Below are 22758 nucleotides of genomic sequence, written 5' to 3' on the forward strand. Positions count from 1 at the left end.
GTGTTCGGGCTCCTCACTGCGGGGAGGTGACGCGCCAGCGGCGGAAGTCGCCTGCGGTGGCCGAGGCGAACATGTAGCTCCGCTGGGCGTCGTAGGTGATGTCGGAGGCGTAGGCGTACGCGTTGTGGGCGACGTTGAGGAGGTCGATCTCCAGCTGGCCGGCCGCCAGCCGCCGCAGGATCTCCAGTTCCGCCCGGCCGATGGCCACGTCCCCGATCGCCAGCGAAGTCGTGTGCAGGGTCCGGGCGTACAGGTCGGCCATGTCGTCGGAGTCGAGCTGGCCGGTCTTCACGTAGAGCCCCTCAGGGCGGGCCTCCAGCCGGTGCCAGAACCTGTTCGAGTGGTGGAACCGGATGCTCGGGTACACCACGTCGGCCGCGTCGTTCTGGAACAGTTCCAGGAAGAGCACCTTGTTCCCGGCGGGCGGCGCGGTATCGCGGCGGAGCTGAAGGTGCTCGGACTCAGCGCCGACGGTCAGGCGGGCGGGGACGGTGTCGGTCCCGATGCCCGCGTCGCCGGTCACCCGCAGCGACGCGAGCGTGGCGCCGTCCCCGTACACGAACTTGACGTGCAGGTCGGCCGCCGACTCCGATTCCGGGGGGCCGGTCCGCAGGTGGAGCCCGTCGGGACGGCCCTCGATCCGGTGCTGGAACAGGCCGGTCTGCTGGAGCCCGATGCCCGGGTACACCTGCACGGGCGTCTCGTCCTGGACCAGGTCCAGGAACAGGACCGCCCCGGTGGTCGCGGTGGAGGGTTCGCGGTACAGCCGCAGATGGTCCTTCTCGGCGCTGACCGTGAGCCGTGCGGACGGCGTCGTCGTGCCGATCATGACGTCGTCGGCGGTGTACAGCAGCGGGGTGCGCTCGGCCATGACGGTGTCGAAACCGTCCTGGTAGCCGGGGACGTTGCGATAGGCCACGGTGATCGGCGCGTGGCCGGCCAGGGGCAGGGCGTGGATGTTGGACAGCTTCAGGTCCAGCGGCGACGCGGGCGACAGCTCGGTGTCCTCCCGCGGCGTGACCGTCCACTGCACCGTCCGGCCCAGGTCGTCCCGCGCGATGTCCCATTCCGCGGACGGGCCCGCCGCCGTTTCCAGGATGACGTCGTCGGCCTCGCCCGCATCGGTCAGCGCCCACTCGCGTTCCTCGTCCGGGTGCTGCACGTCGAAGGACAGCACGAACTGCGAGGCGGCGTCCGCCGCGCCGGCCGTACCGGTGAGCTTGACGGCGGCGTCCGGGGACACGTTCGCGAGGCGGACGCACAGCGAGCTCGGGCTCACGCCGTCGCTGAGCACCCGGTCTCCGCCGGCGAAGCCCACGTGCAGCGGGATGTCGGGACGTCCCTGGTGGTTGACCACCTCGAGGAAGTGCAGCCGGGAGCCGGTCACCTCCTCCGGCCGGCCCACGCACCCCATCCGCTGATAGGCCCCCTCCACCCGGGTGCCGCGGGTGCCGCCCGCGCCGTCCGCCCGGACCCCGGCCAGCTCCAGGTCGGTCGATCCGCCCGCAGGGATCACCATCGGGTCGGTGCGCAGCAGGTGCAGCGTGGTCCCGTCCGCCTGCATCGACCACCCCGGCGTCTGCAGGACCGGCGGGCCGGCCAGGGTACCGGCGCGGAAGCGCAGCGCCAGGTGGTGATCGGTTTCGGACGCCTCCGGCCCGGCGGACCGCAGCTCCAGGTCGTCCCGCGAGGTGTTGACGATCCGCAGCGTCATCGTCTGGCCCGCCGGGGCGTCGTCGATGTAGAGCACGTGCTGCCCGTTGGCGTTGAACAGGTCGAAGTCGAGCGGGTGGGCTCGCGTGAACGCCGCCGCCGCCGACTCGTCGCGGTCGCGGTCCCGCTGGATCTCCACCGGGCCGAGGGCGCCGTCGTAGACCCGCACGTGCGCGACGGACCCTGCCAGGTGGTCTCCGCGGGTGGACGGATCGCGTCCGGCCACCGGCGCCGCCCCGGCCGCCGCGGCTCCGGCGGGGACCGCGTTCCTGGCGATTTCGGCGCCGTCGAGGTAGGTCACCGCGGAGCTTCCGTCGCTGGTGACCGCGACATGGTGCCAGGCGCCCCGCTCCAAAGCGCCCGGCGGGCTGGCGTAGGAGGCGCCGGGGAGCGTGTGGTGCAGGGCGCCCTGCGGGTCCACCGACACCGAGAAGCCGTCCACGGTGCCGACGATGACCATGTGCGCGTCCGCCTGCGGCGGCTCGGCCTTGACCCACGCTTCGGCGGTGTAGGCGGTCAAACGCAGGTCGGGGACGTCCCCGAGCAGCACGGCGTCGTGGACGCCGTCAAGGACCAGGCAGCTGCCGAACCGCTCGTCCGGCTTGACGGTGGGGGCGCCCTCGGCGGTGCCGTTGCGGCGGTTCCCGGAGGAGTCCAGGGCCAGGCCGCCGGGTGTGAGGCGGTCGAGAGGCCAGTGCAGCAGCAGGTCGCCGCTCATGCCGCACCTCCCGCGGACACCGGTGCGACGGGCGCGGGAGCCGGCCCGACGTGCGGCCCTACATGCGGCTCGACGTGCGGCTCGACGTGCGGCTCGGCGTGCGGCTCGACCTGGGTGAGAGTCTGCCGGTGGATCGCGTTGACCAGCTCGTACACCCGCGCGTACGGCAGGTCGCCGAGGGCCTCCAGGATCAGGTTCGTCTCCTGGAGCGACAGCGTGAGGGTGATCTGTGGCATCACGGATTTCCTTGCTCGGAGGGGGGAACGGCGCGCAGGACCAGCTCTCCTTCGCGCACGGTGAGGCCGGCCGGGAACCGGGCGTCGGCGTGCGGCACCTCGATGCAGGGACGGTCCAGCAGCGCCTCGATCCGTGCCCGCAGCGGCTCCAGCGCCGGGGGCGGCGCCGGGCGCCGGTCCGCCGGGGTGATCAGCGCCGTCCCGTCGCCCACCTCGGTCAGCCAGCCCGCCCGGGTGAGCGCCTGCCAGGCCGCGTCGCCCAGTTCGGCGAGGTCGGCGCGGCGCACGGTGGGCGGGCTGGAGGTCTCCAGCCACGCCGTCCCGTCGCGTTCCCGCCAGGACCAGAACGAGTCCTGCTCGGCGGGCAGCGGGACGGCGATCCGGTCGCCGTCGGTCAGCACGGGCGCGGCCAGGAATCCCACTTCCAGGTCCTGGGCGGCGGCCTGGTGCTCGGCGGCGATCCGCACCGACTCGGTGGGCAGGATCCCGGTGGTGGCGTGCACGGCGGCGCGGGGATCGGCCAGCAACGTGAGGTACCGGGGCGCCAGGTCGGCGGCCACCACCAGCGGGGTCTCCTGCTGGTCGAGGGGTGCGTGGTAGCGGTCTTCGAGGGTTCCGTCCGGGCGCTCCAGCCAGTAGCAGAGCGTCCCGTCCCCGAGGCGGCCGGCCTCGCCGATCCGGACCGGGAAGCGGACCAGGGGGTAGCCGTTGCTCTCCCGGACGCCGCGGCCCAGGTCCTTCCGGAAGATGTTCCAATCCTGGTGGACGGCGGGCGGCTCCCTCAGGTCCAGGCTCACCTCGGCGCGGACGACGGCGACGGGACGGCCCGCGAGCACCGCCCTGTCGCGGTGCCGGGCGGCGTCCGCCGGTTCGACCGCCGCCAGGGCGTCGTCCAGGACGCCGAGAAGGTCGCCGACCCCCTGGGCGTCGCGCAGCCAGGCGACGACCCTGCGCAGGTGGGCGTTGCCCAGCGCGTCGATGTCGGCGGCACCTCCCCCGAGGGGGGCCGGTTCCCAGGACGCGGGGCCCGCCAGGGCGGACAGGGAGCCCAGCCAGGTACCGTCCGCGGCGTACACCCGCAGGCTGTCGTCGAGGTTGTCCGGGACCAGCCAGCCGCAGACCGGTGAGCATTCCGGCAGTCCGGTGAGCGGCCTGGTGGCGTGGCCGGCGTCGAGCAGGCGCAGCCGGAGCCGGGCAGCCTGTACGAGCCGGGGCGGCATCGCGACCCGGTCGGGGTGCTCGGCCGCCCGCAGCCGTGTCGTGGTGCGGATCCGTGTCACGTCGACGTCGTGGCCGATGCCGAAGTTGTCGACGATCCGCAGCCGCTCGATCTTGGCCTCCCCGGCCCGGATCGGGTTGAAATCGTGGTTCGGCTGGGGGGCGTACCGGTTCTCGCCACCGACCCTGGCCGCCACCCGCCCCGCGAGCTCCTGCTCGGTGGGGAACCCGACCGGGTCGGCCACCGGCAGCTGGCGGGCGAGTTTGAGCATCAGCAGCGAGTCGTTGAAGCCGCCCAGGCTCTGCGAGAGGTTGTTGTCGGCGTTGGCGGACAGGTGGCGGTGCACGGCTGTCAGCGTCCTCAGGCGGGCGTCGGTCCCGTTGGTCTCGTACCAGTCGAGGACCTCGCCGGGCGCGTCGCGGAACTCCTTGGGCTCGACCGTGGGCAGCCCGGCCTCGCGCCGCGCCGCGTTGTAGCCGTCGAGCACCTTTCCCGCCAGGTAGTACAGGATCCGGGCGGACAGGACGGGGCGCGCGGCCGGCGACAGGACGGTCGTGCCGGTGTAGACGTTGGCGCCCCCGTCCGGGATGGCGTCGCCGGTGCGGGCCTGCAGTTCGACGCCCTCGTCGGGCAGCACGTAGTTGCGGGTGATGTAGTCCGCCGAGTAGTCCCGGTGCGCGGAGTCGAGGTTGCCGCCCGCTTTCGCCGGGAAGAACTCGGCCTCCCACTGGAGCAGTACCGGGTGCCACGGCGCGTGTTCCCACTGCCGGACCGCCGGGTTCGGGACGGGGAGCGCGGCGGCCGAGCCCGCGACGCGTTCCCGCAGCGCCGCGACCCGGTCCGGCGTGTCCAGCTCGCCGGTTTCCGCGTCGAGCCGCGCGCACTGCAGCATCCCGTCCGGGCGGTATGCGCCGTCCTGGCCGTAGCGGTCGGAAGGTGTCGCGGCCGCCCCGGTGAGAAGCACCACGGGGTCGTTGGGCTGATAATGGCTCGGCGCGGGCACCCCCCGCAGGACGTGCGCGGCCCGCGCCCCGCTTGTCGCGTCGACCTCCGAAAGGGCCGCGTCCACGGCTTTGTACGCGGCCTCCAGGCGGTGCGCCAGGCTGTCGCCCGGCCCCTGCGGCGGGTAGGCGCCGGTGCGGTCGGCGAGCTCGTCGATGTCGGCCATACTGCGCTCAAGGAAGAAGGCGACCTGGCTGGGATCGGGATAGCCGCCGTCACCGATCTCGGGCGGGTCGGCGCACACCAGGTACTTGTGCCAGTCGGCGAACAGCCGCCCGCGCAGCCCCGTCAGGATCTGCCGTGCCCGGTCGTACCGCTCCTGGGCCTCGTTGAGCTCGCCGAGCAGGTCGTCCAAGGCCGGGGGCAGGACGATCCGCTCACGGTCCTGCCGCTCGCGCGCGGTGGGGGCGGGGCGTCCCGCGATCCGCGCGCCCGCCTCTGTCTCGTCCTGCCGCTGGATCGTCCAGAGCGTGCCCCCCGGAAGGGGCGCGAAGGTGGCGGTGTGCCTGGCCTCGGCGAGCCCGATCGAAAGGTCCACCGGCGCGTTCTCCAGGTCGCCCGCCACCGTCAGCGCCTCCAGCAGGTCCTCCAGTCCTTCCGGCGTGACGCCGGGGAGCACGGCGCCGAGGTGCGCGGCCAGCGCCTCGGTCGCGGTGTGCCCGACGCATGAACCGGTCTCGGCGCCCGCGACCAGGGGGTTGACCATGCTCTGGGCAGGCGCGAAGGTCAGCTGCCCGAAGCACAGCATCCGCCGGGGCGCGTCGGGACCGGGGTCGGCCGCCCACCCCAGCCGCTCCGCGACGGTCTTGTGCCAGGCGGTGCCGGGGGCGGGGGCACGCAGCACATGCGCGAGTTCGTCCCGGCCGGCGTCCTCGTACCAGCCCATGACGTCATAGCGCAGGCCCGCCGGTGGCCGGCCGGTGAAGTCGGGGTCGTGGAATCCGAAGACGCTGTGGCAGTTGGGGTAGAAGGCCGCGAAAGCCGGGTCCCCGTGGCCGACCACGCTGAGCGCCGGAAGCCGGTTCCGCGGGTCCCGGGTGGGCGTCCACGCCGCCAGCGGCGTCCTGCGGCCCAGACGCCGGTAGGGGCGGCCCGGCGCGTCGAGGACGGGGTAGGCGACTCCCGCCTCGCCGTAGTCGCAGAACACGTCGCTCTCGACCACCCATTGCCCATCGACCGCCCCGTCGCGGCTGCGGGTGACCAGCCACCGGTCGGGGACGACCGGCGCCTCGGCCGTCCCCCCGGCCTGCTGTAGCCGGGTCAGGGCGTCGGGCAGCGCCCAGTGCAGATGGATCCCGGCCTTCAGCCGGAGGTTCTGGTGCTGGAACGGCGCGGACAGCAGGCTCTCCCCGAGGTACGGGAGGTCCGCCCCCACGTCGCGGCCGGTGTCCGGGTCGACGTAAGGCAGTCGGGTGAAGTCGGTCGAAGGGCCGGTGACGTCCAGGTCATCGGCGAGGCATAGGGCGTCCAGATGCACTGGGACCACAAGTGCGCTCAACGGAGCATCCTCATCGGGATCGGCTGGGCAGCGGATTGCGGTGGCCGCGTTCCTCTTCGAGGGCGAGCTCGACCGCGCGGACGAGCGCCACCCATCCGGCGAATGACTTGTCGGCTCCATGCCGGTGGCGAAGCACGCCCGTTATGGGTTCGGCCATCAGATCGACGGCCACCGCGAGCCGCGCGATCGGTTGTCGATGGTGCCGGGAGGCGTTCACGCGGAAAGTGTCACCCGGCCTCCGCGGGGCGCGCGTCAGGGTCGGCACCCTGACGTTTTCCGGCCGCATCCGGCGCTGGGCGGGACTGCTCCGGCGACATACGGTGATGGCGTTCGGTGACGGGCCGGCGCGCACCGCGCCGAAGGCCGCGGGGGCCGCGAGGGGGATGCCATGGGCACTGGATCAGCCGTGCGGCGCGCGGACGGCCGCCGGCCGAGGGCGGACGGGGACCTGCTGGAGCGGGAGCGGGAGGTCGCACGGCTGCGCGAGGCGGTCGATGCGGCCGGCCGCGGCGACGGCTCGGCCACCGTGGTCTGCGGCGCGGCCGGAACGGGCAAGACCAGGCTGCTCGCCGCCGCCGCCGAGTACGCCCGCGACGCGGGGCTGCGGGTGCTGGCCGGGTGCGGACGGGACCTGGAGCGCCGGATAGCGCTGGGCGCGGCGGTCGACCTGCTCGCAGGGCCGCTGGCCGCCGCCGGCCCGGACGAACGCCGGCGCCTGCTCGGCGGCCCCGCCTCCCCCGCGGCCGGGCTCTTCACCCCCGCGCACCGCGACGGCGAGTCTTCGCGCGGGGGCGTGCCATACCCCGCCGCGGGCGCGATCCTGCTGGGGTTGTGCTGGCTGGTGGCACACCTGACCGGGTGGGACATGCCCGGTGCGGCACAGCAGCCGACTCTGCTGCTGATGGACGATGCGCAGTGGGCCGACGCGGCGTCACAGAGTTTCCTCGCCATGCTGGCCGATCGCCTCGGCCAGCTGCCGCTCGCCCTGGTGATCGCCGTACGGGACGACGAGGACTGGACCGAGACGGCCACGCTGCGCCGGCTGATGGCGCGACCGCGCGGCCGGCTCCTGACCCCGGCCCCGCTGACGGACGAGGCCGTCGGCCGGCTGGTCACCGCCGCGTTCCCGACCGCGGACCGCGCGTTCGCCGGCGCGGTCGCGCACGCCAGTGGCGGCAACCCCTTCCTGGTCGACGAGCTGCTGCGCTCCCTGCGCGGCGACGGGGTCGCCCCGGTGGCCGGTGCCGTCCCCGACCTGGTCCCCGACACGGTGCTGCACTCGGTGCTGGTGCGCCTGGCCCGGCTGCCCGGGGACGCCGCCCGGCTGGCCGCCTCGGTCGCCGTCCTCGGCGACGGCACGCCGCTGCGCCGGGCCGCCGCGCACGCCGGGCTGGAGGTGGAGCCCGCCGGGCACGCCGCCGACGCGCTCGCCGCGGCGCACCTGTTCCAGCCGGGCAGCCCGCTGTCCTTCGTCCATCCCCTGATCGGCGCCGCCGTGTACGCCGACCAGCCGGCGTTCACCCGCTCCAGGGCCCATCGGCGGGCCGCCGACCTGCTGACCGCGGACGGCGAGGGGGTGGCGAAGGTGGCAGGGCATCTGCTGGCCACCGAGCCCGAAGGCGACCCCGCCGCCGTCGCCGGGCTGCGCGAGGCCGCGGACCGGGCGCTGCGCCTCGGCGACCCCGGCGCCGCCGTGCGCCTTCTCCAGCGCGCCGTCGGCGAGCCGCCGCCGGCCGGGCTGCGCGGCGAGGTGCTGCTGGAACTCGCCCGGGCTCAGCGGCTCGTCGGTGACATCGCCGCGGAGGCCACCCTGACCGAGGGGCTCGGGCTGCTCGCCGGCGACGCCGGCGGCCGGGGCAGGGCGCTGACGCTGCTCGCGGCGGTCCGGCACGGTCGCGGCGACCAGGCGGGGGCGGCCGCCGCCTGCGAGGAGGCGCTGGGTCTGCTCGGACCGTACGCCCCCGGCCGGCAGGACGACCTCGCCGAGTGCCTGGCGATCGCGATCTTCCACCCCCGGCTGCGGCGGAAGGCCGAGGAACGGCTGCGTCCGCTGCTGGAAGGCGCGCGCCACGGAGGACCGGTCACCAGGCCCGCCGTGCTGGCGCACATCGTCCTCTGGCGTGCGCTGGCCGGCGATCCCCCGGCGCTCGTGCGGAGCATGGCCGATCGTGCGCTGACCGCACCGGCCGCCGGATCAGAGCCGACCCCGTCCCCGCACGGCGCGCTGCTGGGGCTGGCCCTGCACGGCCTGGTCATCGCCGGCGAGCTGACGGCGGCCGAGGACGCCGCGTCCGCCGCGATGGTCGCCGCGCGCCGCCGTGGCGACACCCTCGCCTACGGCTACGCCAGCTACCACCGTGCGCTGTCCCGCCTCAACCAGGGCTCCCTACCCGAGGCCCTCGCCGACCTGGAGGCCGCGCAGGTCCCGTACGCGGCCGGCTGGACGTCGGCGGGCGGCTGGATCGGCTGGCTGCTCGCCCGGGTGCTGATGGAGTACGGCGACCGCGCGGCCGCTGCGGAGGCCCTGCGCATGGCCGACCGGCATTCGGCGGATTCCATGGAGGCGGGGCTGGTCCGGCACGTGCGCGCCCAGCTCGCCCTGGCCGAGGGCAGACCCGACGTGGCGCTGGAGGAGGCCCACGCCGCCGGACACCATCTGGGGCAGATCTACGGCATCGACCATCCGGGTCTGCTGCCGTGGCGTACCACCGCGGCCCTGGCCGCCGACCTGCTCGGCGACCACCCGCAGGCCGCCCGGCTCGCCGCGCAGGCATTGGAACGCGCCCGCGAGGTCGGCGTGACCCGGGACATCGGCATCGCGCTGCGCGTCTCCGGCCTGGTCGCGCGTCCCGTCCCCGACATCGCCCTGCTGACCGAGGCGGCCGCCACCCTCCAGCGGACCCCGGCCGCCCTGGAACAGGCCCGGGCCCTCGTCGGCCTGGGTGCGGCCCTGCGCCGGACCGGGGACCGGGATGCCTGCACCCGGCCGTTGAAGGAGGGGCTGGCGCTCGCCGACCGCCTGCACGCCCGCCCCCTCGCCGAACGCGCCCGCGCCGAACTTCGCGCCGCCGGCCTGCGCCCCCGCCGGACGGCCGTCACCGGCATCGACGCCCTGACCGCCGCCGAGCGCCGGGTCGCGCTGCTGGCCCTGCACGGTCACACCAACCGGCAGATCGCCCAGGACCTGTTCATCACCACCAAGACCGTGGAAACCCACCTGGCCCGCGCCTACCGGAAACTCGCCATCAGCAACCGCCGCGAGTTGCACACCGCCTTCGCCACGGTCGCCCGCCATTGAATTCCGGGAGCCTTGGGCCGTCCTCGTCGTCGATGTAGACCTCTACGCTCCGCCGCTTCGTGCTCATGGCGACCCGCCTTCATGTCTCATTTCCATTGTCGGCGGGGTGGGAGCCCGCGGCGGGGCGGTGCACGGGCCGCAGGGCGACCTTCCGGATGAGGTGGACGTCGGTGAGCGGTCCGGTGGACGCGGCGAAGCCGAACTTGAAGGTGTCCGGGACGGGCGTGGGGGCGCGGAACCGCAGCACTCGCTGGAAGCCCTCGCCGTCCTGGAAGTCGATGTCGACTGTCACCACCGGGTCCGGCCTGGGCGGCACTGTGACGCGCACGACCCGTTTCACCGGTTCCAGCAGGGCCTCGGCTCGCGCCGGGGCAACTCCGGCGGGCATCCTTCGCAAAGCACCGTGCAGACGTCCGGGAAGCGCGGACGGCCAAGGGCCGGTGTCCGTCTTGTTGCTCGTCGTGGCGTCGAGAGAGCAGTACCCATCGGCGCCGTTCCCCGGACCGCGGGCGGTCACGACGTTGGGGCCGGGCGGAGGCGGCTGGAAGCCCGTCCCGGCCGGGGAACGCCGCTCGCAGCCGTTCCCGCGCGATTCTCCATCGCCGAAGTAGTCGCCCAGCACGTCAAGCCCGATGCCGAGGTATCCGCCCTCGACACCCGGGACGATCTGACCGCCGGGCCTGCCGTCCGGCAGCTTCTGGGCGTAGCCGAGGCTTCCGCCGAAAGCACCCGGGGTGGTGAGCCGTTCGGCGCCGTCGGTGAGGAAGAAGGAGATCCCGTCCGCCGGTGTCCGCGTGGTGTTGCCGTACTGCCACTGCTCGAAGGTCACCTCCAGCCCATCCTCCGCCGGAATCGGCGCGTCGAACAGCACGGCGCCGGTCTCCTCGAAATCGGCATCGGTGAGCTGGAGATACCCGCGCGGCGCCGCACCGACCGGTGGGACGGGCCCGGCCGGGTCCGGGTGGCATCCGCCGAGCGGGTGGTTCGCGCCCTCCACCACCGGGCCTCCGCGTCGCGCGCCCGTCAGGCAGGCGGCCCCGTACCCGATGAAACGCGAGTCCGCGGTGGCTCCGGTGAACGACTCCTCGACCGGCGCCCATCCCGGACCCCGGTGCGCCGCCGAGGCGGCCCCGGTCGACGAGACGACCGCGGCGATTCCGATCGCCGCGATGGCACGGGGCATCCCACGTCTCATGTTTAGGTCTTCCTTCTCGAATTCGCGAAACGATCCTTCCGCTGTTCTCATGGGAACACGGCCCCACGGCGTGAACCGGACATTTCCGCGCCCGTAGCGGCATGGGCACCAGATCATTGCAAATATGCGTGGCATCCCACCGAGTGGTCACACCTTCGCCATTACCTGGCACATGGCAGGCCGTACAAGCACCGATAAGTACGTGTTTGAGACGTTGATCTCGGTCGGCGTGTCTGCATGGTGTCGTGCGCTGGTTCATGTCGGTGACGATGAAACGCTTGCGGCCAGACGATGTTGTTGACGTCGGGTCAGGGCAGCCGGTGGAAACGCCGCGCGTCACCTTGTCCAGGTGTGCGCGCGGTTGAGGTGGGCACGGGCGGTGGATCAGGTGAGGACCTTGGTCTTCGCCCGCTGGTACTCCACCTCGCTGATGTCGCCATGCTTCCTGAGCTCGGCCAGTCTGACCAACTCGTTGGTGCTGGTCGGCTCTGGGGTCCCGGCGGTCTCACGAACGTAGGCGCGGAACTGCTCATCGCGCTTCTGGATCGCTCGCAGGTCGCGTTCCCCCATGCCCCGGCCGCGTGCGATCAGGTACACGAAGGCGCCGAGGAATGGCAGCACGATCACGAAGACCGACCATCCCGCCTTCCCCCAGCCGCTCAGCCGGTCGTCGCGGAAGATGTCGGCGATGATCCTGAAGAGCAGCATCAGGAACAGCACCCATAGGAAGAACCAGAGCATGGTCCAGAAGATGTTCAGCAGGGGGTAGTCCGTGGCGGCGATGGGTGTGGCGAGCTCGTTCATGGTGGTCCTCCAGTCGTGAGGCCCTGCGCATCCGATGCCGCCTATGCTCCCCACACCCGTCTTCCCTTGCATCACCCGCAGCGGGTGGCTCTCGACGTGCGACGCACTACCGCCCCCGGCTGCCGCCTTCACGCGACGACGGACTGGTTCGGCGTGACGTCCCCCGTGGGTGATTCGGTTTCGGTGCCATGGCTCTGCCATCGGCCTGGAGTCACCCCACGCGGGTGAAGCCTTCCGGCCGTGACCTCGCCGAAGATGCCTCTGTACGTCCGACGAGAGGGGTTGCGCCCATGACCACCACCGCCACTGCCGCCCTGGCGCCGACCGAGCGGGCGGCGTGCGGAAAGCGGGCGCGCGCCAAGGTGCCCCGTTCGAGCCACGGACGGTTCGAGCCGGACGGCGAGCGACCCGATCCGGTCGGCATTCTGGAGCTGCAGTCCGCGGCGAGAGTCCCCGAACTGCTGCCGATCCGGTACGGCCGCATGCTGGAGTCGCCGTTCCACTTCTACCGCGGCGCCGCGGCGATCATGGCCTCGGATCTCGGCGCCATGCCCCACACCGGGATCCCGGTGCAGCTGTGCGGTGACGCTCACATGCTGAACTTCCGGCTGCTCGCCTCCCCAGAGCGGCACCTGATGTTCGACATCAACGACTTCGACGAGACGCTCCCCGGCCCGTGGGAGTGGGACGTCAAGCGGCTCGCCGCGAGCCTGGCCATCGCCGGCCGCGCCAACGGGTTCTCGGAGCGCGAACGCGCCGCCGCCGTACGGACCTGCGTGCGGAGCTACCGGGAGCGGATGCGCGAGTTCTCCGGTATGCGCACCCTCGACATCTGGTACGCGCAGGACAACACCGACGATCTGAGCTCGATCCGGGCGGAACGGCTGAGCGGCGGCGCCCGCCGGCGATTCTCCGCCGCCGCGTCCCGGGCCCGCACGCGCACCAACCTGCAGGCCTTCGCGAAGCTCACCCGCTTGGACGGAGGCGTACGGCGGATCGTCCCCGACCCGCCGCTGATCACCCCGGTCCGCGACCTGCTTCCCGGGGCGAAGGGGGCCGGACCGGCCGAGATGCTACGGGCGCTGATCGAGGACTACGGCCGCAGTCTCTCCTCCGAGCGCCGGGCCCTGCTCGGGCGCTACCGCGTGGCCGACATGGCACGCAAGGTCGTCGGGGTGGGCAGCGTGGGCACCCGCTGCTGGATCGTCCTCATGCTGGGGCGGGACGACGACGATCCGCTGCTGCTCCAGGCCAAGGAGGCCGGCGCGTCGGTCCTGGCCCCGTACACCGGCGCGAGTGACTACGCCAACCAGGGCGAGCGTGTCGTCGCCGGGCAGCGGCTGATGCAGGCCGCGAGCGACATCTTCCTCGGCTGGGAGACCGCCGAAGGGATCGACGGCCGGCGCCGCGACTTCTACGTCCGCCAGCTGCGCGACTGGAAGGGCGTCGCCCGGCCGGAGACCATGACGCCCGAGATCATGACGGCCTTCGGCCGGCTCTGCGGCGCCTCGCTGGCCCGCGCGCACGCCCGCTCCGGAGACCCGATCGCCATCGGGGCCTACCTCGGCGGCGGCGACGTCTTCGATCGGGCGCTCGCTGTGTTCGCCGAGGGCTACGCCGACCAGAACGAACGCGACCGCGAGGCCCTCGCCGGCGCCGCGCGCGCCGGCCGGGTCACCGCGGAAGCCGCATGACGGGCCGTCCGCCGGGAAGACCGGAGCGGAACGCGGACAGGCCGAGTGCGGACGAAGACGGGGACAGGGCGCATCGGAGGCGTGCGATGGGACGATGGGCACCGCTGATCGCACTGGCGACCGCGCAATTCGTCATGGTCCTCGACCAGTCCGTGATGAACGTCTCGATCAGCACGCTGGTGGACGACTTCGACACGACGGTCCCCGCGATTCAGACGGTCATCACCCTGTACTGCCTGGTGATGGCGATGTTCATGCTGACCGGCGCCAAAATCGGCGACATCATCGGCCGGCGCCGCGCCTTCGTCACCGGCCTGGTCGTCTACGCCTGCGGATCGGCGCTGACCGCGGCGGCTCCGACCCTGGCCGTCCTCGCGCTCGGCTGGTCGATGCTGGAGGGCATCGGCGCCGCGCTGGTCCTGCCCGCCCTGGTCGCCCTGGTCGCCGACAACTTCACGGGACACGAGCGCGCGGCCGCCTACGCCGTGATCGGCGGGGTCGCGGGCGCCGGCATAGCGGTGGGCCCGATCCTCGGCGGCTGGGCGACGACCGAGCTGACCTGGCGGGTGATCTTCGTCGGCGAGGTGGTCCTGGTCGCGCTCGTCCTCCTGGCGGCGCGCCTGCTGGCGGAACCCGCACGCAGCCGTCCGGCGCCCCGCCTCGACCTCGTGGGCACCGTGCTGTCGGCCTGCGGAGTCGGAACGATCGTGCTCGGCACGCTGCAGTCGAGCAGCTGGGGCTGGGTCCGGCCGAAGGACGCCCCGGTCGAGCCGTTCGGCCTCTCGCCGACCCTCTTCGTCATCGCGGCCGGCGGAACGCTGCTCTGGGGCTTCACCGCCTGGCAGCGGCACCGCGAGCGCGCGACCGGCGACCCCCTGCTGCACCTGGGCCTGCTGAGGTCGCCGCCGCTCCGGGCCGGTCTGATCGGCCTGTTCGCCCAGAACCTCATCCTCATGGGCGTCTTCTTCGTCATGCCGCTGTACTTGCAGCTGGTCCTCGGCCTCAACGCGCTGGAGACGGGCGTCAGGATGCTGCCCGTCTCCGTCATGATGTTCATCGCCGCCGCGGCCGGATCCCGGCTGTCGTCCCGGTTCTCGGTGCGGGCGATCGTCCGTACCGGCCTGGTGCTCACCGGCGGAGCGGTCCTGGCACTGATGGCGGCCGTGCGTCCGGATCTGGCGGGCCCGGCCTTCGCGATCTCGATGGGGGTGCTCGGCACCGGCATGGGGTTGATGGTCTCCCAGCTCGGGAACCTGGTGCAGTCCTCCGTCGGCTCGTCCGGCCGGGCGGAGGCGGGCGGCCTGCAGTACACCGGCCAGCAGCTCGGCTCCTCACTCGGCATCGCGCTCATCGGAGCGATCGTCCTGGCCGGCCTGACCGGCGTGTTCGTGTCGAAGGTCGGGCAGGACGAGCGCGTCAGCGCCCAGGTCGCCGAGCAGGTCGGCGTGGCCGCCGGTACCGGCGTCGACTTCGTCGCCACCGGCCAGATCGAGGCGGCCGCGCGGAAGGCGGGCCTCGACGAGGCCACCGCCGGCGCGCTCGTCGACAACTACGGGGAGGCGCAGCTCCTGTCGCTGAAGGCGGGACTGCTGGCCACCGCGCTGCTGGTTCTGGGCTCGCTGGCCTTCACCCGCGACCTCCCGCGGACGCCGTCGGCGCCCGGCGACGGGCCCGCCGATCCGGCGGGTGCCGGGAGGACGGGGAGGGAGCCCGTCGACGGACGGAGCCGCTCCCCCACCTGGCTCCCGGACGACAATGCTTAAGCGGTAGGAATCGGGGTGAGCGGATCGGCCCCGGCGCAGGCAGAAACGGCCGAGACGGTACGAAACGCTGCCGCACGACCCCGCCGATCAGTGGGTGAGCATCACTTTCAGCGCGACGATCAGCAGACCGAGCAGCAGGTTGACCACTGCCGACACGACGATCAGGGAGACGCCGGCCTTGGCCCGCCTCCCGGCGGCCAGGGTCCATCCGACCTGCCCTCCGAGAGCCACGAACAGCGCCGTCCAAGAGGCCGCCGCATCGGACAGGTCCGCCAGCCGGCAGGCGGCCGCGGCCGCCGCAGGCGGTATGGCCGCCTGCGCCAGCGGCCACTCGCGCCGGCCGGCCGACCGTATCTCCGCCCCGTTCATCCGCAGGCCGTGCTGCCGGTCGCCGGCGAGGCTCGCGTACACGTGCGCCAGCCAGAAGACCAGCCCGGTCGCGAGCAGCAGCGCGACGAGTGTCGGGGCCGGCGCCGGTTCATCTCGCGGGCTCGCCCCCACGACCACCGACGCGGCCAGCAAAGACCCGTAGACGGCGCCCGCGTAGTCCGCGCGCTCCCGGTCGTCCAGCTCGGCCGTCCTTCGCCGCTCGTCAACTCGCCGCCCGTCCATCACTCCTGTACTCCTGCCGCATCTCGATGGGGGTCTTCAGCATCGGCACGCCGGGAAGCCGCAGCTTCACGCGCCCCGGATGAGCGCTCACGCTCGCGAGATGACGTTCATGACCTCGGTCACGTCACGGCCGCTGCGGAGAAGGGCGGCCATGACCTGCATCGGCTGGTCGATGTGGTCGAAGAACTCCCGGTATCCCGTACACAGGTAGTCAAGACCGGACTTCCGCCCCCGCAGGCGAACAGCACCGGGCAGCAGCGGCAGTAGAGCGGCAGCCGCTCCCACCCGGCGCGGGCGGCACGGGGCCGCCGCGCTTCGGCCGTCCACGCGGTCAGCGCGGCGCGGCCGGTCCCCCGGGCGCCGGCGTCACCGGGGTCGTCCGCGTGGAAATGCGCTGTGACATGTGAACCTCCTCATTCCATGGGTCACTCGCAGAATCGCCCGGCGACGGTGCTGGGGGCTCACCCTCAGCGGGTGAACCGGATAGCACCTCCATCACCCGCGGTGGAGGATGCGGTCCGACCTGCCCGAACGGTGTCATTTCGATACAGGGCCCGTCCGGGACGCGTAAGCCGTCCGGGAGGCCGGGAAACCAGACGTAATACGTCAACATGGGAGGAGCGACGATGTCGACGACATCTCCGAGGACGGGCGGAACCGTCCCTGGTCGCGGGCAGGGCACGACGCTCACGCACATGGTGAACGAGCACCAGGCGATGGCCCTGACCCTCGGCGGCATCTCATTCTTGCTGGGCGTCGTCGTCGTGGCCTGGCCCGGTGTCACCGTCAGCGTGCTGGCCGTGCTCATCGGGCTCCAGCTCATCATCAACGGCGTCGTCCGGATCGCGCAGTCGGTCACCGGCGGCCTCACCGCCGGCACCCGTACCCTCATGGCCGTCCTCGGGGTCCTCTCGCTCTCGATCGGCGTCCTCGCCATGCGCCACCTGTTCCAGACCGTCGCCGTGCTCGCGGTGCTGTTCGGTATGTTCTGGCTGATCGGAGGCATCATCGAAGCCATCGCCGTGCTCTCGGACAGGGAGCGGCCCGGCCGCGGCCCCGAACTGCTCCTGGCCGGCCTTTCGGTGGCCGCCGGAATCATCGTCCTGGCCTACCCGGCGGCCAGTCTCGTGGCCCTGACCTGGCTGTTCGGTCTTTGGTTGATCACTTGGGGGATCATCAGCGTCCTCGTCACCCTCGGGATCCGGCACGCCGACAAGCAGGCGCACCCGCACGGTGACGCCGCACGGTGACGCCGCACGGTGACGCCCCCGGAAACGATGGCTCCGCGCCGGACGGGGCGAGAGGAGACGACGGACCGATGTCGCGCAACGGCGCACCGCAGGCGGGGTGCGACTACGAGATAAGGATCAACGGCCGGGTGGGCGAATCGCTCCGGCTCGCCTTCGAGGAACTCAGCATCACGCTCAACCCGGCCGAGACGGTGCTGTGCGGCCGGGGATTGGATCAGGCGGCCCTGTACGGAATCCTGGACCGGATCCAGGCGCTCGGATTCGAGCTGATCGAAATTCGCCGGCTCCCGCCCGCCCCGCCATGATCCCGGGTCCCCCGCCATGATCCCGGGTCCGGCCCGCCGGGACGGGATCACAGCAGCCGGTACCGACGTGCGCGGCGGACCGCCTCGCCCCGGCGGGTCACCGCGAGCTTTCGGTAGATGTTCTTCAGGTGGGTCTTCACGGTGTTGACCGAGATGTACATCTCGGTGGCTATCTCGTCCGTGGTCAGCATCCTGGAGAGCAGGGTCAGCACCTCCAGTTCCCGCTTGCTCAGCCGGGCCATGATGGCGGGGGCGGCGGCATCTCCGGCATCGGGGTTCCCTCCCAGGCCGAGCGGCCGGAGGAACCGGCGGTGCGGCCGCAGAAGCTCCGGATCATGGCGCAGCACGGGAAGCAGCCAGCTCCGGGCCCCGGCGAACGGCAGCCCGATCTTCTCGCGTTCTCCCAGGCGCAGCGCGCGCTCCAGCGAGCGGCGGCCCCGGGAGCGGTCTTCCGCCCGGTAGGCCAGGCAGGCGTCGAGCAGCCATGCCTCCACCCGGACCGCGGCCGGGGCGGACGGCTCCATCAGCACGGGGCGGACCGCCCGGGACGCCGCCGCCGGGTGCCGCTCGTGCAGGTGGACGCGGGCCCGCGCGACCGCGCCCTCGGCACCGCCGGCCTCACGGGCGGCATCCATCGCCTCCGCCGGCGCATCGTCCGCAAGGTGCGCCTCGGCCTCGGCCAGCCGCACCCTGCGCCGGAACCACGGCGTGCCGGCGGCGTCGCCGCCGATGGCGCCCAGCACGGTCAGTGCCCGATCGGGCCGGCCGGCGGCCACGTCCAGGCGGGCGGCGAGCAGGTCGTGCAGAGCGGCGAGGAGAGCGTCGGGAGACTCGGCGTTGGCCACCCGGGCCTTGTCCAGTTCGTCCCGCGCCTCGTCCAGGCGAACCTCCTCCAGGGCCACCCAAGCGCAGGCGAGATGGACCGCCGCGACCCGCTGCCCCGCGGGCCCGGTGGAGACCTCGGGCAAATGCGCCGCCGCCGAGATCAGCCGGGACGCCCGGCGGAGGCCGCCTTGGAGCGCACCCGCCAGCGCGAGAGCGCCCAGGCACCGGCGCCGCTGAAGATCGCCGCCGGTCTCCGCGGCGGGCAGGGCGCGTTCGAACTCCCTCTCGGCCCGGCCGGGCCGGCCGGCGCGCAACTCCAGGAGGCCATGCGCGTAGCCGACCAGGGCCTCCAGCTCTGGAAGGTCGTGCGACGACCCGTGCGGCAGGGCGTCCAGCCACCGGTCCAGGTCGTGGACGAGATCGCGAAGGTTCTGCTGCCGCTCCGGGCAGGCGGCGACGAGCCTGATCAGTCCCGCCGCCAGCCGCGCCGGGATCGCCCTGTCGCCCGGCAGGTCCGCCAGGAGGCGCTCCGCGCGGGTCAGGTGCGCGGCGCGGGCCGCGTCGTCTCCCCCGTCCAGCGATACCGCGGCGGCCACGAGGTGCGCTTCGGGTTCGGCCGCTCCGGTAAGGGCTCGGTCCGGGAGATCGCCGAGGAGAGGGACGAGCGTCCGTCCGTCCGACAGGCCGAGCACGCGGCCGATCGCCAGGCCGTCGACGATGAGCCGGGCGGCATAGGCCGGGTCTCCGGCCAGCACGGCGTGCCGGGCGGCCTCCTCGAGCGCCCCGGTACGGCTGAACCATTCCGCCGCGCGCCGGTGCAGCGAGGCCGCGTCCGCCGGCTGCTCTTGGCGCAGCGTCAGGTTCAGTGCCGCACCGAGCAGCGAGTGGAAGCGGTACCACCCATGGTCCAACGGCAAGACGAAGGCGTTCTCGCGCACCAGGCTCGCGAACAGCTCACCCGCGTCCGGCCCGGCGAGCTCTGCCGCCAGTTCCGCGTCGAAGCGATCCAAGACGCTGAGGCTGAGCAGCAGCCGGCGGACCGCGGCGGGCTGCACGTCCAGCACCTCCGCGACGAGGTAATCGACGACGGCGTGGTCGTCCCCGGCGAACGCGGCGGCGAAGCCGTCGGGATCGGGATGGCCCTCCATCGTCATGGCGGCAAGCCGCAGACCGGCCGCCCATCCTTCGGTCCGCTCCCGCAGAGCGCCGACCGACGCCGGAGTCACCGAAACCCCGTGGTGGGCGAGCAGTGCGCGGGTCTCGTCGTCATCGAAGGCCAGATCCGCGCTCCGGATCTCGACGAGTTCGCCGGTCAGCCGGTAGCGGTGCAGAGGAAGCGGCGGGTCGGTCCGGGAGATCAGCACCAGCCGCAGCACCGGACCGGCCCCCTTGAGGACGCGGGCCACGTCGCGAGCCAGGTCGGAGCCGGCCGGCGGGCGGAAGTCGTCCAGTACGAGGACGACCGGGGACGCGCGGCCGGACAGGGCCAACATGAGTCGCGCGTGGAAGATGTCGTGGCCGCGCTCCGAAGGCCGAGGGACATCGGCCACTCCCGCCTGCCCCAGCGCCGCTGCCACGAGACTCCAGAACGCAGCCGGACGGTAGTCCGACTCGTCCAGGGAGACCCAGGCGACCGGCCCGGGCCTGCGGCCCATGGTCGCCCACGAGGCGGCGGCGACCGATTTGCCCGCCCCGGGAGGCCCCGTCACGACCGTGAGCGGCCCCCGTGTGCCCTTTTCGAGCCGTTCCATCAAGCGATACCGGGTGATGAACCAGCTGCGGCGGGCGGGCACGCGCACCTTCGCCCTGGAGAGCGGCAACGGTGCCCTCGGACGCTCGCGACCGGGAGCCGGATCTCGCGGCAAGGCTTCGTTCATGATGCTCCCCCCACTCGCGAGAGGCTCGCACAAGAAATGAAATAGCGACAAATTTGCATATAACGGTACCTGGCGAAATCTTTGCGCTTATCTACGACAAAGCTATAAATATGGAAAGAGGGGCGGGCTTCACCACGGATCGCTCGCCGCCGACTTCTCCGAGCACGGCCGCCAGATGCACCGCCGCCCGCCCGCCGTGACGGCATCACCCGGATGAGGTGATGCCGTCACGGCGGCGGCGCGATGGCATAGGGGCGTGACCCACCACCCCGACCGGCGATGGACGGCCGGCCTCTGCCTGGCATTCGGGGCCCTGGCCGTGCTGACGCTGCTGCTCGCCGCCGGCTTCAGAAGCATCACGCTGCTCGCGGCCGGGACGCTGGCCTTGGCCGTCACCGTGGTCGCGCTCTGGTGGGCCCTGACGCACCGCGGTCTGGTCCGGTTCCTGTCCGGCATCCTGGCCGTCGCCGCACCCGTCGCCGCTGCGATGTACTACATCGCCATGGGTCTGTTGTGGGCCGTCCTGCTGTCCGCCGCCCTCTGGACCCTCACCGTGCTGACCGGACGGGCCGCGCTCTCAGCCGGCACCCCGGCGACCGTCCCCGCCCCCGCGCCGCCCGCACGGCGTCCGGTGGTCTTCATGAATCCGCGATCCGGCGGCGGGAAGGTCGAGCGGTTCCACCTGGCCGACAAGGCACGTGGACTGGGCGCGGACGTCGTGCTGCTCGACCCCGCACACCCCGCGGGCGTCGCCGCACTCGCCGCCGAAGCCGTGGCCGCCGGCGCCGACCTGCTCGGCGTCGCCGGAGGGGACGGCACACAGGCACTCGTCGCCGGCGCCTACGCGGCGATCGTGCGGAGTCCGGCGTACCGCGACGGCAAGGTCCGCACCAGCCTGCAACTGCTCCCCGAACTGCTGACCCACCATCAGGGACCACGCCTGAGCGTCCGCGCCGGCAACGTGCTCATCGAAGCTCCGCAGGCCCTCCTCGTCAGCAACAACCCCTACCAGGGCGGCGACCCGTCAGGGTTCGGGCGCCGTGAGCGGCTGGACGCAGGCGTCCTCGGCGTTCTGGCCGTCACCGTGGACAGCGCGGCACAGGCCGCCGGACTGCTGCGGGGCCGGCACGGCCCCGGCCTCTCCATGCTGACGGCGAGCGAAGTCGTCATCGACTCCGAGTGCGGCGAGATACCCGTCGGCGTCGACGGCGAAGCGCTCACCCTGCCGACCCCCGTCATCTGTGGAATCCAACCGGGCGGGCTTCGCGTCCGGGTGCCGCGCGACCACCGCATGACGCCACCGCCCAGACCCCGACTGGACTGGCGGAGGCTGTCCCACCTGGCCTTTTCCCACGGTCGCAGTGTGTGAGGTTACCGAGCGTGCCAGTCCCGGTCGAGGAGTCCGCGGCGGCAGGTCTGATCGCCGCCGGGTGCTGCGGGAGTTCGATGTCCCGGGTGGCGAGGGCGCGGAAGTCCCGCACCACCCGGGTGATCTCCGCCCGATCGTCTCCCGGCATCAACGCGAAGGCGACCGTGTCCGCGAGGCCGGCCGCCAGTTCCCGGGCCTTCGGCCCGCGCACGGCCATCACCACCGGCGTGCGCAGGGCGGCGCCGTCGAGACCACGCAGCGCCGTCACGGTCTCGCGCACCTGGGCCAGCCGCTCGCCCGGTGGGACGACGGGCAGTCCCAGCTCGCGGAGCGAGGGTGGCCGCCACAGCCAGCGTGGGTTCCGGTTTGGGCGAGCACGGTGGCTGCCCGCCCTACTCCCCGGTCGGCACCGCCGGTTGCCGCTGCGTTCGATGCCTGCGCCAAGAGCCCCAGACCGCACGCTCAGCTCTGCCGACAGGCGTGCGGCGAGAGGTTGCGGAAGCGGTGCCCGGTGACCGCTCACCTCTGAGTCACATCGTCGGAGGCTTCGATGCGGTCCGGGACGCGTTGGCGCACGTCGCGGTTGGATCTAGCACCTCGTAATCCCTGTGGTCACCGCTCTTCGGGAGTGGCCTGGTGGGCGCGTGCGATGGGCATGTACGTCGGGGCTGCGTCTGTGGTCAGGAACGCCAGGACCATGGCGCGCACCGTTTCGGGGTGCTCCATCAGCAGCAGGTGGCTGGCGTTGGGCAGCACGGCCAGTTCGGCGGTGGGCAGCGCCCGGTAGAGCGCCACCGTGTGGTCGAGCGTGACCAGATCGTCGTCGCCGGTCATGATGAGGGTCCGGGCTGTCACTGCGCCCAGCTCGGCCGGGTCCAGGCCCGGCTCGGTCGCGGCCGCGTGCGCGATCTTGCCGATGACGACCGCGAAGTGGTCACGGCCGTCGGGCGACACCTCGGCGTAGGCGTCGACGAGTTCGGCGGGCATCTCGCCGTCCGCCGACGGCTTGAAGATCAGTCCGTCCAGGTCGTAGGCCGCGCTGACCAGGACGAGGCGTTCGACCAGGTCAGGGCGGCGCATCGCCACCCACAGCGCTACCGTCCCGCCGGCGCTGTAGCCCACCAGCCGGGCCGGGCCGCCGACCACCACCTGCTCCAAGAACGCGATCGTGTCCCGCACCATGAGCTCCATGGTGATCGGGCCGGGGGCGTCGGGCGTGCGGCCATGGCCGCGGCGGTCGGGCAGGTAGATCCTGAAGGTGTCGGCCAGCCCGTCGAGGTTGCCGGTGAAACAGCGGCTGTCGGTCAGCCCGCCGTGCAGGAGCACCACCGGGTCGCCCTCGCCGCGCTGGTCATGCCACATGGGAACGATGTCGGTCAT

The 22758-nt window shown here is 72.8% G+C and carries 15 protein-coding genes; 6 read left to right on the forward strand and 9 right to left on the reverse strand.

Annotation, left to right across the window (positions count from 1 at the left end; all coding sequences use genetic code 11):
• Positions 1 to 13: 13 nt before the first annotated feature.
• From AL2_RS24785 to AL2_RS37665, 4 genes are read right to left on the reverse strand one after another with little or no spacing between them, the layout of a single operon-like run.
• Positions 14 to 2431: a LamG domain-containing protein gene (locus tag AL2_RS24785; protein ID WP_067637437.1), complete on the reverse strand. Its 2418-nt coding sequence runs from the start codon at positions 2429 to 2431 to the stop codon at positions 14 to 16.
• Complete coding sequence (locus AL2_RS24790) at positions 2428 to 2667, reverse strand: hypothetical protein (RefSeq protein ID WP_067637439.1); 240 nt, start codon at positions 2665 to 2667, stop codon at positions 2428 to 2430. Before AL2_RS24790 ends, AL2_RS24785 begins: the two co-directional genes overlap by 4 nt.
• Complete coding sequence (locus tag AL2_RS24795; protein WP_157438339.1) at positions 2667 to 6386, reverse strand: hypothetical protein; 3720 nt, start codon at positions 6384 to 6386, stop codon at positions 2667 to 2669. Before AL2_RS24795 ends, AL2_RS24790 begins: the two co-directional genes overlap by 1 nt.
• A 10-nt stretch (positions 6387 to 6396) precedes the next feature.
• Positions 6397 to 6603 (reverse strand): hypothetical protein, encoded by a 207-nt coding sequence (locus AL2_RS37665; RefSeq protein WP_157438340.1) that lies wholly within the window; start codon positions 6601 to 6603, stop codon positions 6397 to 6399.
• Positions 6604 to 6774: 171 nt separating this feature from the next.
• Here AL2_RS37665 and AL2_RS24800 point away from each other — a divergent pair, with 171 nt between their 5' ends.
• Positions 6775 to 9684, forward strand: coding sequence for a helix-turn-helix transcriptional regulator (locus AL2_RS24800; protein ID WP_083946864.1), 2910 nt, complete (start codon positions 6775 to 6777; stop codon positions 9682 to 9684).
• 79 nt (positions 9685 to 9763) lie between these two features.
• On the opposite strand, the gene AL2_RS24805 is transcribed toward AL2_RS24800, so the two are convergent.
• Both AL2_RS24805 and AL2_RS24810 read right to left on the reverse strand, forming a co-directional pair.
• The gene (locus AL2_RS24805) at positions 9764 to 10879 is read right to left on the reverse strand and encodes an L-type lectin family protein (RefSeq protein ID WP_157438341.1); all 1116 of its coding nucleotides are present in this window, start codon (positions 10877 to 10879) and stop codon (positions 9764 to 9766) included.
• Between the two features lie 384 nt (positions 10880 to 11263).
• Entirely contained in the window at positions 11264 to 11683 is a 420-nt protein-coding gene (locus tag AL2_RS24810) for an SHOCT domain-containing protein (protein WP_067637446.1), read from the reverse strand.
• Positions 11684 to 11973: 290 nt separating this feature from the next.
• On the opposite strand from AL2_RS24810, the gene AL2_RS24815 reads away from it, so the two are divergent.
• Both AL2_RS24815 and AL2_RS24820 read left to right on the forward strand, forming a co-directional pair.
• Positions 11974 to 13377 carry a DUF2252 domain-containing protein gene (locus AL2_RS24815; protein WP_067637448.1) on the forward strand — a complete coding sequence of 468 codons (1404 nt, stop codon included), beginning with the start codon at positions 11974 to 11976 and terminating at the stop codon, positions 13375 to 13377.
• Between the two features lie 86 nt (positions 13378 to 13463).
• Complete coding sequence (locus AL2_RS24820) at positions 13464 to 15140, forward strand: MFS transporter (RefSeq protein WP_083946865.1); 1677 nt, start codon at positions 13464 to 13466, stop codon at positions 15138 to 15140.
• An 87-nt stretch (positions 15141 to 15227) separates the two neighbouring features.
• Here AL2_RS24820 and AL2_RS24825 read toward each other — a convergent pair whose 3' ends face one another.
• The gene (locus AL2_RS24825) at positions 15228 to 15752 is read right to left on the reverse strand and encodes a hypothetical protein (RefSeq protein ID WP_067637450.1); all 525 of its coding nucleotides are present in this window, start codon (positions 15750 to 15752) and stop codon (positions 15228 to 15230) included.
• Positions 15753 to 16378: 626 nt separating this feature from the next.
• Here AL2_RS24825 and AL2_RS24835 point away from each other — a divergent pair.
• The gene (locus AL2_RS24835; RefSeq protein WP_168444600.1) at positions 16379 to 17002 is read left to right on the forward strand and encodes an HdeD family acid-resistance protein; all 624 of its coding nucleotides are present in this window, start codon (positions 16379 to 16381) and stop codon (positions 17000 to 17002) included.
• 68 nt (positions 17003 to 17070) lie between these two features.
• Complete coding sequence (locus AL2_RS24840; protein ID WP_067637457.1) at positions 17071 to 17307, forward strand: DUF8691 family protein; 237 nt, start codon at positions 17071 to 17073, stop codon at positions 17305 to 17307.
• A gap of 47 nt (positions 17308 to 17354) precedes the next feature.
• Here the strand turns inward: AL2_RS24840 and AL2_RS38670 are convergent, their stop codons facing one another.
• Positions 17355 to 19883, reverse strand: coding sequence for a winged helix-turn-helix domain-containing protein (locus AL2_RS38670; RefSeq protein WP_210747929.1), 2529 nt, complete (start codon positions 19881 to 19883; stop codon positions 17355 to 17357).
• 382 nt (positions 19884 to 20265) lie between these two features.
• Between AL2_RS38670 and AL2_RS24850 the strand changes: the two genes are divergently transcribed.
• Positions 20266 to 21378 carry a diacylglycerol/lipid kinase family protein gene (locus AL2_RS24850; RefSeq protein WP_067637461.1) on the forward strand — a complete coding sequence of 371 codons (1113 nt, stop codon included), beginning with the start codon at positions 20266 to 20268 and terminating at the stop codon, positions 21376 to 21378.
• A 612-nt stretch (positions 21379 to 21990) separates the two neighbouring features.
• Here the strand turns inward: AL2_RS24850 and AL2_RS24855 are convergent.
• Positions 21991 to 22758: an alpha/beta fold hydrolase gene (locus AL2_RS24855; RefSeq protein ID WP_067637463.1), complete on the reverse strand. Its 768-nt coding sequence runs from the start codon at positions 22756 to 22758 to the stop codon at positions 21991 to 21993.

This window comes from Actinomadura latina NBRC 106108 (genome assembly GCF_001552195.1).
Lineage (GTDB): Bacteria > Actinomycetota > Actinomycetes > Streptosporangiales > Streptosporangiaceae > Spirillospora > Spirillospora latina.